The sequence below is a fragment of the Sorangium sp. So ce1014 genome (assembly GCF_051521505.1).
Taxonomy (GTDB): domain Bacteria; phylum Myxococcota_A; class Polyangia; order Polyangiales; family Polyangiaceae; genus Sorangium.
In genome coordinates, this window is sequence record NZ_CP150356.1 from 6,890,474 (window position 1) to 6,905,312 (window position 14,839).

10 protein-coding genes are annotated in these 14,839 nt (G+C 71.8%); 2 read left to right on the plus strand and 8 right to left on the minus strand.

Translation table 11 applies throughout. The annotated features are described in order from the left end of the window. Nucleotides 1-258: 258 nt before the first annotated feature. A complete protein-coding gene (locus WME75_RS25930; RefSeq protein WP_437476156.1) occupies nt 259-738 on the minus strand; it encodes a hypothetical protein in 480 nt (159 codons plus the stop codon). A 38-nt stretch (nt 739-776) separates the two neighbouring features. Here WME75_RS25930 and WME75_RS25935 point away from each other — a divergent pair, with 38 nt between their 5' ends. Together WME75_RS25935 and WME75_RS25940 are read left to right on the plus strand one after the other, a co-directional pair. Continuing rightward, entirely contained in the window at nt 777-1,583 is an 807-nt protein-coding gene (locus WME75_RS25935) for a hypothetical protein (protein ID WP_437476158.1), read from the plus strand. A 448-nt stretch (nt 1,584-2,031) separates the two neighbouring features. Next, nucleotides 2,032-4,848 carry a hypothetical protein gene (locus WME75_RS25940; protein WP_437476161.1) on the plus strand — a complete coding sequence of 939 codons (2,817 nt, stop codon included), beginning with the start codon at nt 2,032-2,034 and terminating at the stop codon, nt 4,846-4,848. A gap of 52 nt (nt 4,849-4,900) precedes the next feature. On the opposite strand, the gene WME75_RS25945 is transcribed toward WME75_RS25940, so the two are convergent. The 7 genes from WME75_RS25945 to WME75_RS25975 all read right to left on the minus strand — a co-directional run bounded on the left by WME75_RS25945 (nt 4,901) and on the right by WME75_RS25975 (nt 14,769). After that, nucleotides 4,901-6,214: a hypothetical protein gene (locus WME75_RS25945; protein WP_437476164.1), complete on the minus strand. Its 1,314-nt coding sequence runs from the start codon at nt 6,212-6,214 to the stop codon at nt 4,901-4,903. Then, nucleotides 6,211-6,603, minus strand: coding sequence for a DUF4150 domain-containing protein (locus tag WME75_RS25950; protein ID WP_437476167.1), 393 nt, complete (start codon nt 6,601-6,603; stop codon nt 6,211-6,213). Before WME75_RS25950 ends, WME75_RS25945 begins: the two co-directional genes overlap by 4 nt. A gap of 51 nt (nt 6,604-6,654) precedes the next feature. After that, complete coding sequence (locus WME75_RS25955) at nt 6,655-7,374, minus strand: DUF3540 domain-containing protein (protein WP_437476169.1); 720 nt, start codon at nt 7,372-7,374, stop codon at nt 6,655-6,657. A 109-nt stretch (nt 7,375-7,483) separates the two neighbouring features. Then, a complete protein-coding gene (locus WME75_RS25960) occupies nt 7,484-8,557 on the minus strand; it encodes a pentapeptide repeat-containing protein (RefSeq protein ID WP_437476171.1) in 1,074 nt (357 codons plus the stop codon). Then, on the minus strand, nt 8,554-11,226 hold the full coding sequence (locus WME75_RS25965) for a DUF2169 family type VI secretion system accessory protein (protein WP_437476173.1): 2,673 nt from the start codon (nt 11,224-11,226) through the stop codon (nt 8,554-8,556). The genes WME75_RS25960 and WME75_RS25965 overlap by 4 nt, the downstream gene beginning before the upstream one ends. Nucleotides 11,227-11,232: 6 nt before the next feature. After that, entirely contained in the window at nt 11,233-13,668 is a 2,436-nt protein-coding gene (locus WME75_RS25970; RefSeq protein WP_437476176.1) for a type VI secretion system Vgr family protein, read from the minus strand. Nucleotides 13,669-13,977: 309 nt separating this feature from the next. Next, nucleotides 13,978-14,769 carry an N-formylglutamate amidohydrolase gene (locus tag WME75_RS25975; RefSeq protein ID WP_437476179.1) on the minus strand — a complete coding sequence of 264 codons (792 nt, stop codon included), beginning with the start codon at nt 14,767-14,769 and terminating at the stop codon, nt 13,978-13,980. Nucleotides 14,770-14,839 lie beyond the last annotated feature (70 nt).

Here is a 14,839-nt window from a genome sequence, read left to right on the forward strand (position 1 = left end):
CATGCGCCAGCCCGGGGGCCAGCCGGTCACCGGGGCTGCCGGCGCGGCCGATCGGCCGTACCACCCTCCTGTCGCCGCGCGAGCTGTCCGGAAGCGAAGGTCCTGTGCGCGAGCTGGGCCGGAAAGCTGAAGTGCGAGCTGAAAATCGAGCGTTTCGCGGCAGCCATCCCATCGTACAGCCACGCTGCACACGCTGGTGGATCGATGAGCGCCACGCAATCCGCTCTCGTGAGAAAGCGGCGCTGGTTCGAGAATCACTCACGAATCGAGATCAGGTCGATCGCGACGCAGAGCGAACGAGGCGTGTCCGACAGAGGCTGGCCCGGAATCTTGCCTGGGAACTGCCTCCCGGAGAAAAAAAACCACCAAGGCGCCAAGAACGCCAGGAGAGGAGAGGATTTTTCCGGCGTCCTTGCCGGTGCGTCTCATTCCGGCGTGCGGGTGGCGCTGCCCGCTGCACACGAAACCAGGAACGTGGGAGTGCAACTCGATAGATATTTCCAACATCTCGTCTTCATGCGGAAACCTCTCCGGGTAAACGACAACATCGCCTGTGCGCGCACCATAGCAGGAGGCCTCAGCCAACATCGAGGTCCAGCGTCGTGATTGCATTGCAGTGATATCATCACATGAAACGCTCGACTCGCCCGTCATCACGCATTGCATCGTGAGCGCCACCGTGCTTTCTAATCTGTTCATGAATCGATCGCGCGACGAACGTCGCGCGACCATCACCATGAAGAGGTACCTTGCTTTACTTTAACACTCCGCTTCGATTGGTCTTGTGCCTGGCCATCGGCATCTCGGCGACGGCCTGCAACGGGCTCAACATCGATCCTGGGATCCTTGGCGCCGGCGACACGGACGATAGCGACGCCGCCACCACGACCGGCAGCGCCAGCAGCTCGAGCCAGGGCGGTGACAGCGCCACGGCCGGCACGGGCGGCGGCTCCACCACTGTTGGCGCGGGCGGCGAAGGCGGCGCCTCCACCACCGCTGGCGCGGGCGGCGAAGGCGGCGGCTCCACCACCGCTGGCGCCGGCGGCGAAGGCGGCGCCTCCACCACCGCTGGCGCGGGCGGCGAAGGCGGCGGCTCCACCACCGTTGGCGCCGGCGGCGAGGGCGGCGCCTCCACCACCGTTGGCGCCGGCGGCGAAGGCGGCGGCTCCACAACCGCCGGCACCGGCGGCGCGGGTGGCGGCTCCACAACCGCCGGCACCGGCGGCGCACCTCCGATGGATCCCGCGTGCGGCCCGGACACCGCGACCTTCGCCGATGTGGTCCCGATCCTCGAGAGGAGCTGCTCGACCTGCCACGGGAACCCCGCCTTTCTGGCCGGCGGGCTCGACCTCCGCCCGAGCGAGGCGATCGGCGCGATGGTCCATCAGGACGCCGGCTCGTGCTCCCGCGAGCAGGCGCTCGTCGTACCGTTCATGCCGAGCAGCAGCTATCTCATGAACAAGCTGAAGGAAACCGGCCTGTGCGACCCTGACGAAAGCAAGATGCCCCCAGGCGCGTCTCTGCCCGAGGCCGAGCTCAAGACGATCAACGACTGGATCTGCGCGGGCGCCCCCGACAACTGAGCATCGCCCCCCTCGCTGCGCCCCCACCGGCGGCGTACGCATCAATCGCCAGCGCTCCCCGCCATCCCGCAGATCGCCCCGTCCGGGGCTGACGAACGGCCGATCAGGCCGAAATCCACGGCGCACCCCCGACACCGCGAGCCCGCGGCCGCGACCTGGCGCGCGCGGGCGGGACGACGCCCGATGTCCATGTACGCCGCGGCGTCGGAGCCACGTTCCAGGGATCGATGGAGCCCTCTGCCGGCGGCGTACGCGGGTGTTCAGCAACATCACGGCAACTACCAGCCAGCGTGGACGTCCGCCGTATCCGCGGGACGGCGTGGCGATCCGCGCTCTTCAACTACTTTACTGTTGTCAGTCACAACACATTCTGTAGCATCCGAAGCTGAGCACCTTTCCTTCGCTTGCCTCTTCACGTACCAGCGCCACCCCCCTTGAAGGAGGACTCATGAACGCCAGGAGCATCGGGCTCTCGAGGCGCGGCATTGGCCGTGCTCTCTCGAGGGCTGCCTTCGCCACGACGCTGATCGCTGGCCTGTCCATCTGCCCGGAGGCGATCGCCACGACGTCCTACAGGCTGTTCGAGAGCGGGCAGGTCCGTCCCCTCGCCCTCTCGCCGAGCGGCAAGCTGCTCTTCGCCGTCAACACACCGGACAACCGACTGGAGGTCTTTGCCGTCAACACGGGCGGACTGGCCCACCGCGCCTCGATCCCCGTCGGGCTCGAGCCCGTCGCGGTCGCGGCGCGGAGCGACGAGGAGGTCTGGGTCGTCAACCACCTGTCCGACAGCGTGAGCGTGGTCCGCCTCGGCCCGCTCGGGTACCGGGGCGCCGTCGTGCGCACCCTGCTCGTCGGCGACGAGCCGCGCGATATCGTCTTCGCCGGGCCGAACAAGCGGCGCGCCTTCATCACGGCGGCCCATCGCGGCCAGAACATCCCCCACGATCCGCAGCTCACAACGCCCGGGGTCGGCCGCGCCGACGTGTGGGTCTTCGACGCCGCGAGCCTCGGCGCCTCGCTCGGCGGCGACCCGCTCACCATCGTCACCCTGTTCAGCGACACGCCCCGTGCGCTGGCGGCGACGCCGGACGGATCCCGCGTCTATGCGGCGGCATTCCACTCCGGCAACCGCACAACCATCGTCCACGACTCCCTCGTTCCCGACGGGGGCGAGACGGCCGGCGGGCTGCCCGGGCCCACGACGAACTTCGAGGAGATCCCGAGGCCCGAGGTGGGGCTCATCGTCAAGTTCGACGGCGAGCACTGGGTCGATGAGCTGAACCGTCCCTGGGACGACAAGCTGCGGCTCTCCCTGCCGGACAAGGACGTGTTCGTCATCGACGCAACGGCCCATCCGCCGGCGCAGCTCGCGGGCTCGGGCGGCTTCTACACCGGCGTCGGCACCGTCCTCTTCAACATGGCCGTGAACCCGGTGAGCGGGAAGGTGTATGTCAGCAACACCGAGGCGCGCAACGACCTCCGCTTCGAGGGGCCGGGCATCTTCGCCGGGAGCAGCCTGCGGGGTCACCTGCACGAGAGCCGGATCACGGTGCTGAGCTCCGCGGGCGCCGCCCCGCGGCACCTCAACAAGCACATCGAGTACGACGCCTGCTGCGCCCCGCTCCCGAACGACGAGAACGAGAAGAGCCTCGCGCAGCCGCTCGGCATGGCGGTGAGCGGCGACGGCGAGACGCTGTACGTCGCCGCGTTCGGCTCCTCCAGGATCGGCGTCTATGACACAGCCGCGCTCGAGGGCGACACCTTCGTGCCGAGCACGGCCGACCGGATCCCGCTCACCGGCGGCGGCCCGACCGGGATGGTGCTCGACGAGGCCCGCGGGCGCATGTACGTGATGACCCGCTTCGACAACGCGATCTCCGTGGTGAACACCGCCGCGCGCGAGGAGATCGCGCACCTGTCCATGTACAACCCCGAGCCGCCGAGCGTCGTCGAGGGGCGGCCGTTCCTCTATGACGCCCGGAGGAGCTCGAGCCACGGGGACTCGTCCTGCGGGAGCTGCCATATCTTCGGCGACCTCGACAGCCTCGCCTGGGACCTCGGCAATCCGGACGGCTCGGTGATCGACAACCCGACGCTCGTCGTTCCGCCCATCCCCGGCGCCGGGTTCGGCGAGGACGGGTTCTTCGGCGAGAACCCCGATTTCCACCCGATGAAGGGGCCGATGACGACCCAGAGCCTGCGCGGCATGGAAAACCAGGGCCCCATGCACTGGCGCGGCGACCGCACCGGCGGCAACGCCGGGGCCACGTCGCAGCCAGACGAGGGCGGCTTCGACGAGGAGGCCGCGTTCAAGAGGTTCAACCCCGCGTTCATGGATCTGCTCGGGCGGCACGCCGAGCTCGACGACCCGGAGATGCAGGCCTTCACCGACTTCATCCTCCAGGTCACCTACCCGCCCAACCCGATCCGGAGCCTCGACAACTCGCTCACTCCCTCCCAGGAGAGCGGGCGCGACGCCTTCCTGAACACCGTCGTCACGCCGACGGGCGCATGCGACAGCTGTCACCGGCTCGACCCGGACGCCAACCCCTCCGAGGGCGCCTTCGCCGGCTTCTTCGGGACCGACGGCCGCGCGGGGACCTCACCGGATCCCCAGTTCTTCAAGGTCCCGCACCTCCGCGGCCTTTACCAGAAGGTCGGTATGTTCGGCGCGGGCTTCAACCACGTCTCGCTCGGCCCCGATCCGTTCCTCGGCGATCAGGTGCGCGGCTTCGGCTTTAACCACGACGGCGCCTTCCCGGATCTGTTCCGCTTCAACAGCGGATTCGACCTGTTCGCGGGCAATCCCCTCGGACTCCCGGTGACCCCTGAGAACGCCCAGGTCAAGCGGGATATCGAGCAGTTCATGCTGGCCTTCGACACGAACCTCGCGCCGATCGTCGGGCAGCAGGCGACGCTCACCGCGAGCAGTTACGCCGCGGTCACGGAGCGCATCGATCTCCTGAGGGAGCGCGCGGACGCCGGCGAGTGCGATCTCATCGCGAAGGGCCGGCTCGCGCACCACGATTTCGGGTTCCTCTACCTCGGCGGCGGCCAGTTCGCGGGCGACCGGCAGTTGCTCGACGCCATCCCGGATACGCTGCTGCGATGGCTTGTCGCCTTGCCCGGCAGCGCGCTGACCTACACCTGCGCGCCCCCCGGATCCGGCGAGCGCATGGGGGTCGACCGCGATCTCGACGGCCACCTCGACGGCGACGAGATCGCGGGGGGCAGCGATCCGGCCGATCCCGAGAGCACGCCCTGAGGCGACGGCGTGTCGAGGTTGGCGCCGCGGAAGCGCGCGAGCATCCCGGCGTTCAGCGCGATTGCAGGAAGTACCTGCGCGCCGCCTCGCAGAGCTCCGGCCAGCGCTGGGCGAGCGCGGGATCGGCGGCGAGGCGGGTCGCCCAGAAGGCGTCGAGCGCGGCGCGCGCGGCTGGAGAGGGAACGCCGTAACGCGCGTGCGTGCTCTCGACGTAGGCGGGGTACAGCTCGCACGCGACGACGAGGCCGGCGTACTGGTTGAGCGTGAGCGAGAGCGGGGGCGTCGAGCGCGTGCTGAGCGGGTCGCCGGTGCTCGCAGGCGCCGGCGCGGAGGGGGGCGGGACGCTCGGCAGGGGGGCCGGCTGAGCGGTCGGGATGACCGAGGGCGGGACGCTCGGCGCGGCGGCCGGAAAGGCGCTCGGACCGGCCACGACGGGGGGGCGCTCGAGAGGGGGCGACGGCGCCGCGGGGCCGTGGTGCGCCGCCGCCGGGGGGATCTCGTGCGGCGGTGTTCCGTTGTGGCCCGCGACGGGCTGAAAAGGAAGGGCCGCGTCGAAGCGCGCGACGGCCGGCCGCGGGCGCTCCTCGGAGGCCACCGGGATGAACGGCAACGCCGAGTCGACGAGCCTCCCCGTCTCGGGAAGCGTCTTGCTGGGGGGCCTGGGCTCCTCGCCCCACACGGGCGGCCCCGCCCGGGAAGACGGCGGCTCCGTCCGGGGAGCGGACGCCGGCACGGGCTCGGGCACAGGCACGGCCATCGGCGCGGACACGGCCATCGGCGCGGACATGGCCATCGGCGCGGACACGGACATCGGCGCGGACACGGACATCGGCGCGGACACGGCCATCGGCGCGGACACGGCCATCGGCGCGGACACGAAGGGCAAGCCCGCGCCCGGCCGAGAGAGCGGCCCCGACGCCTCGACCAGCGCCGGCGCGCCCGTCGCGACAGCGTCAGCGGCTGCGGCCGCGGCTGCCTCCGCCTCGCGCCGCGCCGCGGCCCGCTTCGCCTCCGCCAGCCGCTCGTCGAGCACGCGATGCACGCCCTGGAGCGCGCCCATCGCCTCGGCGCTCTCGCCCTCCGGGTCGAGGACGCGGCCGATCGCCAGGATCATCTCGCGCGCGGCGCGCAGCGCCGGCTCGTCCACCGCGCGGCCCGGCAGGTGCCGCCTGGCGAAGGCCGACAGGTCGGCGTCCTCGCAGCGGGCCAGGTCCGCGAGCCGGACCGCCACGCGGCGCCGCTCCGGATCGAGGCTGCTGCCCCGCAGCGGGCGCATCGCCTCGTCGAGCCGGACGAGCGCCTCGGCGAGCGGGCTCCTCTCGGGCGCGGTCGCCGCCATCACGGATCCAGGGCGCGCGCCGCTCACGGGGAGAGCACGATGACCGTGGTGATGCTCGGCACGATCGCCATGCCGACCGCGTTCGTGCTGTTTTGCAGCGAGATGCTCGTCAGGCGCGTCATCGGCGCGCAGCCGACGATCACCGTGAAGGCCGCGGTCACGTTGCGCGACGGGCCCATCACCATCCCGGACGCGACGCCGAGCGCGACGCCCGGGTTGTCCCCCATCGTGAGCGGCGCGACGGTCAGCATGTTGTGCGCCGGCGCGCACGTGACGAGCACGTTCGGCACGAACATCACGCTCATCGGATGCAGCGAGATGTTCGGGTACGGGATCGGCACCGGGGCCGGCGTCGGGGTCAGGCACACGTCGGGGAACGCCAGGCACATCCCCCCTGCGGTCGTCTTCGCGAGCATCGATTCACCCCTCGTCCTTGCCGGCGTCCGCGACGCCGCGCGGCGCGCCGTTCAGCCGATCTTGACCTGCTCGCCGTCGAGCTTCGCGAGCGTCCGCGCGGCGACGATCGTGTTCTCCCCGCGGACGGCCGCGAGGCCCTCCGCGCGGAGGTCGAAGATGCCCGCGCGCACCTGATCGAGCGCCTCGATGAAGCGGAACGCCTTCTTCGCGCGCTGCACCAGGCGGTCGGCGCGCACCTCCATGCGCTCGGCGACGACAACCGCCTGCTGGAGGTGCGCCTCGAGCGAGCGGCCGACGAGCCCGAGCTCCTCGATCGCGGCCGCCGCCGCCTGCGCGCGGATCTGGAGCTTGCCCGTGAACAGACCCACCTCCCGGGCCGCGGCGATCTCGATCTGATCGCCCGCGCAGAGCCCGAGGCGCCCCGTCGCCTGCACCTTCAGGTCGCCCTCGGCCACGATCCGCGTCGTCGCGCCGGCCTCGCCCTCGAGCACCGCGAGGACGAACACCTGGTCGCCGTCCGCCGCGCAGAGCACGCGATCCCCCGCGTCCGGCGCGACGAGGCAGCTCTTCGCCCGCCGCGCGAGGGTTGGACCGCCGCCGAGCTCGACAAGGAGCCCCGACGCCGTGCCCCGGACGACGCCCGTCTCGAGCGACGGCGCGCGCCGCGGCGACGCCTCCATCGACGGCAGATCCACCGCGGCCAGGAGATCGTCCTGCGCGCTGTCGTCGTGTGCCTCCGTCAGGGGCTCGCGGGCCGCCATGCTCTGCATCTCGGGTCTCCTCGGCCTGGCTCCGCCCGTCCGGGACGTGCGCGCAGCAGCGCCAGTCTCGGGGAGTTTTCGGAGAGAATCAACGGCATCCTCGCGCTTCACCGAAGCTTCACGGGCGCTCGGCGTCGCGCTCGCCGCCGCGCTTCGGCTTCCAGTCCTCGAGCGCGGCGAGCTTCTCGTCGTCGCCGAGCCACCCTGCCCCGGCCGGCAGCCGCGCGCCGTCGCGGCGGGCGCGGTGCAGCTTCGCGCGGAACATCCCCGCCTGCGTGAAGTCCGCGCCCGAGAGATCGCAGTGCGAGAGGTCGGCGTACGCGAGCTTCGCGCCGACGAAGCGCGCGCCGGGGCACGAGGCGAAGGCGAGGTACGCCTCGACGAGCTCCGCGCCCGAGAAATCGGCCTCCGCGAGCGCGGCCCGCTCGAACATCGCCTGCTGGAGCCTCGCCCGCGAGAACCGCGCCCGCGCCGCCTTCGCCTCGCTGAAGAGCGCCTGCGTCAGGACCGCGTCGCTGAAGTCGCAGCCCGAGACGTCGGCCCCGACGAAGTTGCACTGCGTCGCGTCGCAGCCCGCGAAGCTCGATCCCGCGACGCTGCCGCGCATGAACTGCGTGCGGAAGAGCTTCGTCCCCTGGAACGCCCGCGCGCCGAGCTCGGACTCGAGCAGCGTCGTGAGCGTCAGGTTCGCGCCGTCGAGCAGCGCGGTGCGCAGGTCGAGCTTGTACATCGTCGCCTTCTCGAGGTTCGCGCGCGAGAAATTCGCGCCGTCGGCCGTGATCTCGATGAGGTTCGACCGATCGAGGTTCGCCCCCTCGAGCGAGGCGCGCGTGAACGAGCACTTCGCCCAGTTCGCGACCTGCGCCTCCGCGCCCGACAGCGCCGCGCCCTCGAACGTCGTCTCGACGAAGCTCGCGCCGATGAGCTTCGACCCCGACAGCGCCGCCCCGTCGAGGCAGCTCTGCACGAAGCTCGTCAGGTGCAGGTCCGCGCCCGTCATGTCCGCGCCCGACAGATCGCACTCGGAGAACGTCGACTCCTTGATGAGCGCGCCCCGCATCGCGCGCGGCATGCGCACGCGGTCGAACACCGCGCCCGAGAGATCCGCGCCCGTCAGGTCGAGCCCGGAGAGATCCACGGCCTGGATCGCCTCGCCGTGGCGGATCTTGTCGAGCACCTCGTCGCGGTTCATGTCGCGCCTCCAGCGGCCGGCGCGCCCTGCCGGTCGAACCGGGTGAAATCGACCGCCGCCTCGGCGAAGGTCGTCCGGCTGTCCCCGCGCGCGCGGCTGAAATCGGCGCGGCAGAGCTGGGCGCCGGTGAAATCCGCCCCGGCGAGGCGCGATTTCGAGAGGATCGCCTCGGTCAGGTTGCATCCGCGGAGCGAGGCGCCGTCCAGGATCGTCCGGATCAGGAGGGCGCCCTTCAGGACGGCGCGGTCGAAGATCGCGCCCGTCGCGTCCGCCTCGGAGAGATCGGTCATCGTCATCTGGGCGCGATCGAAGCGCGCGCCGCGCAGGTCCGTCGTCCTGAAGCACGTCTTCTCGAGCACGGCGTCGCGGAAATCGGCCTCCGGCAGGCCGCTCTTGTAGATGGCGACGCCCTCGGAGAAGCGCGCCCCCACGAAGCGCGCCCGCGCCCCCGTGCAGCTCATCAGCGTGGCCTTGTGCAGCCGGGCGCCCGAGAGGTCCGCGCCGTCGAGCGAGCACTCGAGCAGCATCGCCCGCTCGAGGTTCACCCCGGTGAGGTTCGCCCCGGCGAAGCTCGCCTGGAGGAACGTGCAGACCGCGAGGTCCGCGCCGGAGAGATCCACGCCCTCCCAGCTCACCTGCAGGACGTCGGCGCGCTCGAGCCGCGCGCGCTGGAGCCGCGCCCCGGCGAGCTTCGCGCCCATCAGGACGGCCTCGGTCAGATCGGCGTCGTCGAGCACGGCGCGCTCGAGGTTCGCCTTGCCCAGGTTCGCGCCCCGGAGCCGCGCGCCCGTGAGGTTCGCCCCCGTGAGGTCGGCCTTCGCGAGCACCGCGCCCTCGAGCACCGCGCCGGACAGGTCGCAGCCGCGCAGGTCGGCCCCCTCGAGGAACGCGCGCGCGAAGCTCATCCCCCGCAGGTCGACCCCGCGCAGGTCGGCGCCGGTGAGATCGCGCTCGTCGAGCGGCTCGCGCGCGTCGCGCGCCGCCTCGATGACGACGCGCGCCATCAGGGCGGCCTCGGAGGTCATCGGCAGGGCCGCGGGCGTCAGGTGCGCCGAGCCGCGGTAGCCCTCGCGCGCCGCCTGCTCCAGGCGGACCAGCTGCTCGTGGAACGCCGGATCTGCGAGCATCGCCTCGAGCTCGTCGTTGGGCACGCCGCCGCGGCGCCCCGCCTCGGCCAGCTCGGCGTACTGCTGGAGCTGCGCCTGGGCCGAGAACTTCGGCGGGCCGCCGGGGGGCTCGCCCTCGGTCTCGGCGCGCCGGAGCGTCTCCTCGGACACCCCCATGTCCGCGGCCCGCGCCCGCATGCGCGCCTCGGCCTCGTCCTTCGTGCGGGCCGCCTTCACCTGCTCCTCCTCGAACTTTCGCGACGCGTCGTCCAGGTACACGACCAGCGCGTCGAGGTCGTCGACGGGCGGGGGCGCCTCCTCCTCGGGCAGCGGCGCGTCGAGGCCGTAGCGCGCCGGATCGTCGCCGTCGGCCAGGAGCTCCTCGCGGCGGCGCTCGCGGTCCCGCTCCGCGCCGCGCCGCAGGTTCTTCGCGGCCAGGTTCTCGCTCTTGATCCACTGCATCATGTCGAGCCCGGCGATGTTCGCCGCGACGCCCGACTCGCGCGGCGGCATGAGATCGCTGTCGCTGAGCCCCGCGATCGCGCCCCGGTCCTTGTCGAGCCGCCGGGCGAGCGCCTCGCGGTAGTGCTCGATCGGCCGGGGGCGGCCGATCTCCTCGCAGGCCACGACGAGGTCGACGATCTCCGCCGCGTCGTCGTCGGCCGCCGGCATCGAGCCGTGGAAGATCACGACGCCGAGGTTGGCCGAGGGGAGGAGCCACACCGTGTCGCAGCGGACCGGGAGCTCCACGAACGCCTCCCCGCTCGCGTCGCGGCGGGTGACGAGCACGCGCGCGCAGAGGCCGGGGAGCGCGCCCTCGATGCGCGGGCGCGCCGGGTGCATGTTCTCCACGAGGAACGCCTCGTCGCCCCGGAACGGCTCGGCGCTCCACTGATCGCTCGGCGCGACGTTGAAGAACGACGGATCGACGTCGGGCGGCAGGCCGGGCGCCCACTTCTCGGCGTAGTCCCCGCCGTACGTCCCCGCGCGGGCGCGGCGCTGGGCGAAGCTCACGTCCATCGGGAGGAAGGACGCCGGGCCCGGCCGGTCGGACGGCGAGCGGATCAGCGCGCCGTAGTGCTCCACGTTCGGGAGCGGCCGGACGCGCTGCCCGCCGCGCTCGATCTCCTCGATCCCCTTGCCGTAGGGGTTCGCCGGGTCCTTCGGCCCGCCGAGGGCGCGCGCCCAGTCGATGGGCATGTCCGAGAACGGCTCCGGCTCGGTGAAGCCGCGGCCGGTCCAGTGCCGGTCGCCCAGCACGGCCAGGCGCTTGTCGATGGAGCCGAGCCGCGCGCGCACGAACGACGCGGCGACGCGGCGGCCCTCCGGGGCGTGGCACCGGCCCGCGACGAGCAGCTCGCCGCGCGCCTTGGCGATGCCGTCGTCGAGCGCGATGTTGCCGAGCTCCGCCATCGCGGCCGGCCAGAAGGTCATCTCGTCGACGACCGCGCGCGGCGCGTCGAGCGGGAACGCGACCATGGCGCCCACGTGGAACCTGAGGCGACGCGCGACCTCGACGACGCGCGTGAGCGCCGGCATCTTGAGGGGTTTAACGACTCGCATCCGCGCTCACAGCTTCGTCACGGCGATCTGGTGCGCGAGGACCGCCCCGATGATCGCGCCAATCGCCTGCTGCTTCACGTAGGCGCCGACCTGCTTCAGCTTCACGCCGACGGCCTTCTTGTCCATCCCGACATAGTCGAGCTTGATCCCCACGAACTCGAGCTTGAGCCCGTACAGCGTCTGGTAGAGCGCGGCGTGGTCGGTCTTGAGGACGCCGCTCGCGCCCTTGTAGACGTAGAGCTCGTGCTTGTTCGGCGTGATGTCGAACGTCATCCCGAGCACCTCCCACTTCAGGTCGGTGGCCGTGATCTTCGCCTTGGGCGCCTTGATCACGAAGCTCGTGTCGCTCTCCAGGTCGACGTTCGCGCCGAAGTGGCCCTTCCAGGTGGTGGCGACCTCCGTCTTCCAGCTCTTGTAGTCGTCGAAGCTCTCGGCCGTGACCTTGTGCTTCCACGGTCCGGTGACCGTCGACGAGCCCCCCGGCTCGATCGTCTGCGTGAGCTCGCCGTGGACGTCGTGCTTCATCCCGCCGCTCGTGATGGTCAGCTCCATCCCGTCGGTGATCGTCTGCTTCATGCCCCCGGCTTCGACCGTGTCCACGCGGCCCGTCTTGATCGTGGTCGTGCGCGTCGCGTAGTACGTCTCCGTCGCCGCGGCGGTGACCTGGAGCGTGTAGGTCCCCCCGATGCCCGCCCAGAGGTCGCACACCACCATGCTGGACTTGTTGCCGCCGACGTTCTCCCAGGAGTCGCCGCCGATCCAGGACCCGCCGTCGCCCCCCGTCGTCTCGAGGTAGCTGAACGTGACGCTGACGACGCTGCTGCCCGCGATCGCCGGGTCGGCGTTCTCGGGGGACAGGAAGTTGCCGACCTGCGCCTCGCCGTCGCCCGTGTAGACGGCGGAGTGGCCGCTGCTCGGGGTCCCCATGTAGATGCCGGTGCGGTTGTTCGGCGTGAACAGGAAGATGAACTCCTTGCCCTGCTCGTCCTCGAGCACGAGCTGGTTGCCGCTCCCGGTCCGGATGATGTTCTGGCTGTGGTTGCGCTCCGCGACGACGGCCGGCCGGTGCGCGTTGGGCACGACCCCGGCGATGAACGGCCGGTCCGGGTCGCCGCCGAGGAAGGAGATCATCACCTCGGTGCCCTTGCGCAGCGGGAAGTGGAAGCCCTCCGTGGTCCCGCCGTGGGGCTGCATCATGCGCACCCGCGTCGAGACGCGCGCGTCGGGCAGCCCGCTCGTGTCGAACTCGAAGCGCACGAGGTAGCGGCCGTCGGCGTCGATCTGGGCGTACTGGCTGTCGGCGGGGCCGCAGACGATGGCGTTCTCGAACCCGTAGATGCGCGGCCACGGCGTCGTCTGCGGCGCGCGGAACTGCGCGTCGGCCGGGATCGCGAGCAGCTTCATGCCGTAGGTGTCCTTGTCCGAGAGCCGCGTCAGCCGCGCGATCTCGGGCGTGATCCCGGCGATCGACGCGGCGTGGTGCACCTCCAGCGCGAGCCACTGGTCGCCGACGTCGGCCGGCTGGTCCTCCAGCGAGAACCGGTACCCGGCGCGCGGGCCGAGCACGTCGCCGCTGCCGCGCAGGGTCACCTCGCGGCAGCCGATGGACTGCGCGCGCACCTGCGCGAGGCGCTCGGCGTCGCTCTGCAGGAAGACGCGGTAGCCGTACTCGCGGATCGCGCCCAGCCCCTTCGCGGTGATGCTGCTCTCGCCCTTCACCGACGCGGACGGGTTCGCGTAGTTGTAGTCGGCGATGGTGACGCTCTTCGGGAGCCACTGCACGTCCTGCTCGAGGTCGTGCAGGCCCGACGGCGCGGTCACGTCGTCGCCGAAGAGGGGGATGTAGCGCACCGCGCCGCCGCCCGGGAAATCGTCGTGCAGCCCGCGGTCATCCACGATGACGAGCACCTCGCTCGAGCCGTCCTCGGGGTGCTCGAAGAAGTAGTAGAGCCCCTCGCGCTCGAGCCACCGGTGGAAGAACGCGAGGTGCGTCTCGCGGTACTGCGCGACGAACTCCTCGTTCGGGTAGTCGCCCTCGTCGATCGAGAAGCGGAACTCGCTCGTCGCGAGCCCGCCGCTCTGGAGCGTCGACGAGAGGAACTCCTTCACCGGCTGGCTCGTGAAGACGTGGCTGCGCCAGAAGTGGCGCAGGAGCCAGAGCTTCGGCACGAGCAGCGCCTGGTAGAGCGCCCGGTCCGCGTTCTGGTGCAGGAGGCGCACGCTCGCGATGACCCCGTGCAGGACGAACGGTTCCTTCTCCTCGCCGCGGCCCGCGCGCACGGTCGCGCGCTCGCCCACCGCCTTGCGCACGTCGGTGTTCGCGGGGACGGAGAAGAAGAGCTCGAACTCGTACGGCTGCGAGACGTGCTCGGTGCCCCGGAAACCGATGAAAGTGACGCTGGCGAGCGCCGAGCACGAGAGCGTGAGACCGTCGTGGCGCATCAAGAGCCTCCCCATCCCAAGCCTGGGTGTTGAGGGCGGAATCTCGGCGCGTCGCGCCGCGGCGTCAACGCTCGCCTGCTCCCGGGCGGCGCAACAGAACAGCGGATCCAGCGGTGGGATGAGCGCGCACCTGTACGCGTCCGGCGCCGGGCCGCGCAGCTTCGCGGGCGCGCGCGCACCGCGAGTTCGTGCCGTGTCTTCGCGCGATGGAGGATTCGTGCAGCGTCATCGCGCTGCGTCGTCGCGCGACGGTGGATTCGTGCAGCGTCATCGCACGAACTCGGCCTTGTGCAGCAGCCTCGCGCCGTGTCAGCGCGCGGCGGCCGTGAGCGCGGCCACGGCGCTGCGCGTGAAGTCCCGGAGGCGCGCGACGTCCTCGGGGCGAGGGGCCAGCGAGCGCGCGTCGCAGTAGAGCCGGCGGGCGATCTCGATCTGGAGCGCGTGCACCCCCTCGTCGCGGCGCGCGTGCCGCTCGACCGCGTGGCCGCCGGGGAACGGGTCGTCCAGCGCGAGCGAGAGGCCGTGTACGCGCGCGACGGCGGCGACCGCGTCGCGCGCCCACGCGGCCGCGCTGGCGCCGCCCCGGGTCCCGAGCACGACGTCGGCCGCGCCCGGGAACATGACGTCGGGATAGCTGTGCGCCGAGACAAGGATCGCGACCCCGTGACGCGCGCGCGCGCCGGCGAGGCGCGCGGCGATCTCCGCGTGGTACGGCTCGAGCACCTCGCGCACGCGGCGCTCGACCTCGGCGCGGGGCGGCGGGCTCTCGAGCCACTGCTCGCCGCTCGCGGACCGCCGCCGCACCTCCCGCAGCCCGTAGGGGAGCTTGTCCTCGTAGGGCGTGGGCACGCGCGGGGCCGTGTTGAGGTCGATGACGAAGCGGCTCAGCGTCGCGACGACGAGCGCGGCGCCCTCGAGCGCGACGTCGCCGAAGAGCGCGTCCGCCGCGATGTCCGCGTCGGCCACGAGGGCGCGCTCGGGCACGCGGGTGAAGCGCGCCGCGAGCTCGTCCACGACGAGGCCCGCGTGCGGGACCTCGACGACGACCGGCCCCGGCGTGACGGGCTCGTGGACGCGGAAGGGAGACGGCGGCGCGGACATCGTTCCTCCGGAGGGTGGGCGCGGCGCGGGCCCCTGGCAACGCCGGGTTTTTCGCACGGGCGCCCCCGTT

Excerpts from the sequence above, each read along its gene's own strand:
- WME75_RS25965 (WP_437476173.1), bottom strand. The coding sequence starts at position 11,226 with ATGCGAGTCGTTAAACCCCTCAAGATGCCGGCGCTCACGCGCGTCGTC.
- WME75_RS25955 (WP_437476169.1), bottom strand. The coding sequence starts at position 7,374 with ATGCAGAGCATGGCGGCCCGCGAGCCCCTGACGGAGGCACACGACGAC.
- WME75_RS25970 (WP_437476176.1), bottom strand. The coding sequence starts at position 13,668 with ATGCGCCACGACGGTCTCACGCTCTCGTGCTCGGCGCTCGCCAGCGTC.
- WME75_RS25975 (WP_437476179.1), bottom strand. The coding sequence starts at position 14,769 with ATGTCCGCGCCGCCGTCTCCCTTCCGCGTCCACGAGCCCGTCACGCCG.
- WME75_RS25950 (WP_437476167.1), bottom strand. The coding sequence starts at position 6,603 with ATGCTCGCGAAGACGACCGCAGGGGGGATGTGCCTGGCGTTCCCCGAC.
- WME75_RS25940 (WP_437476161.1), top strand. The coding sequence starts at position 2,032 with ATGAACGCCAGGAGCATCGGGCTCTCGAGGCGCGGCATTGGCCGTGCT.
- WME75_RS25960 (WP_437476171.1), bottom strand. The coding sequence starts at position 8,557 with ATGAACCGCGACGAGGTGCTCGACAAGATCCGCCACGGCGAGGCGATC.
- WME75_RS25930 (WP_437476156.1), bottom strand. The coding sequence starts at position 738 with ATGGTGATGGTCGCGCGACGTTCGTCGCGCGATCGATTCATGAACAGA.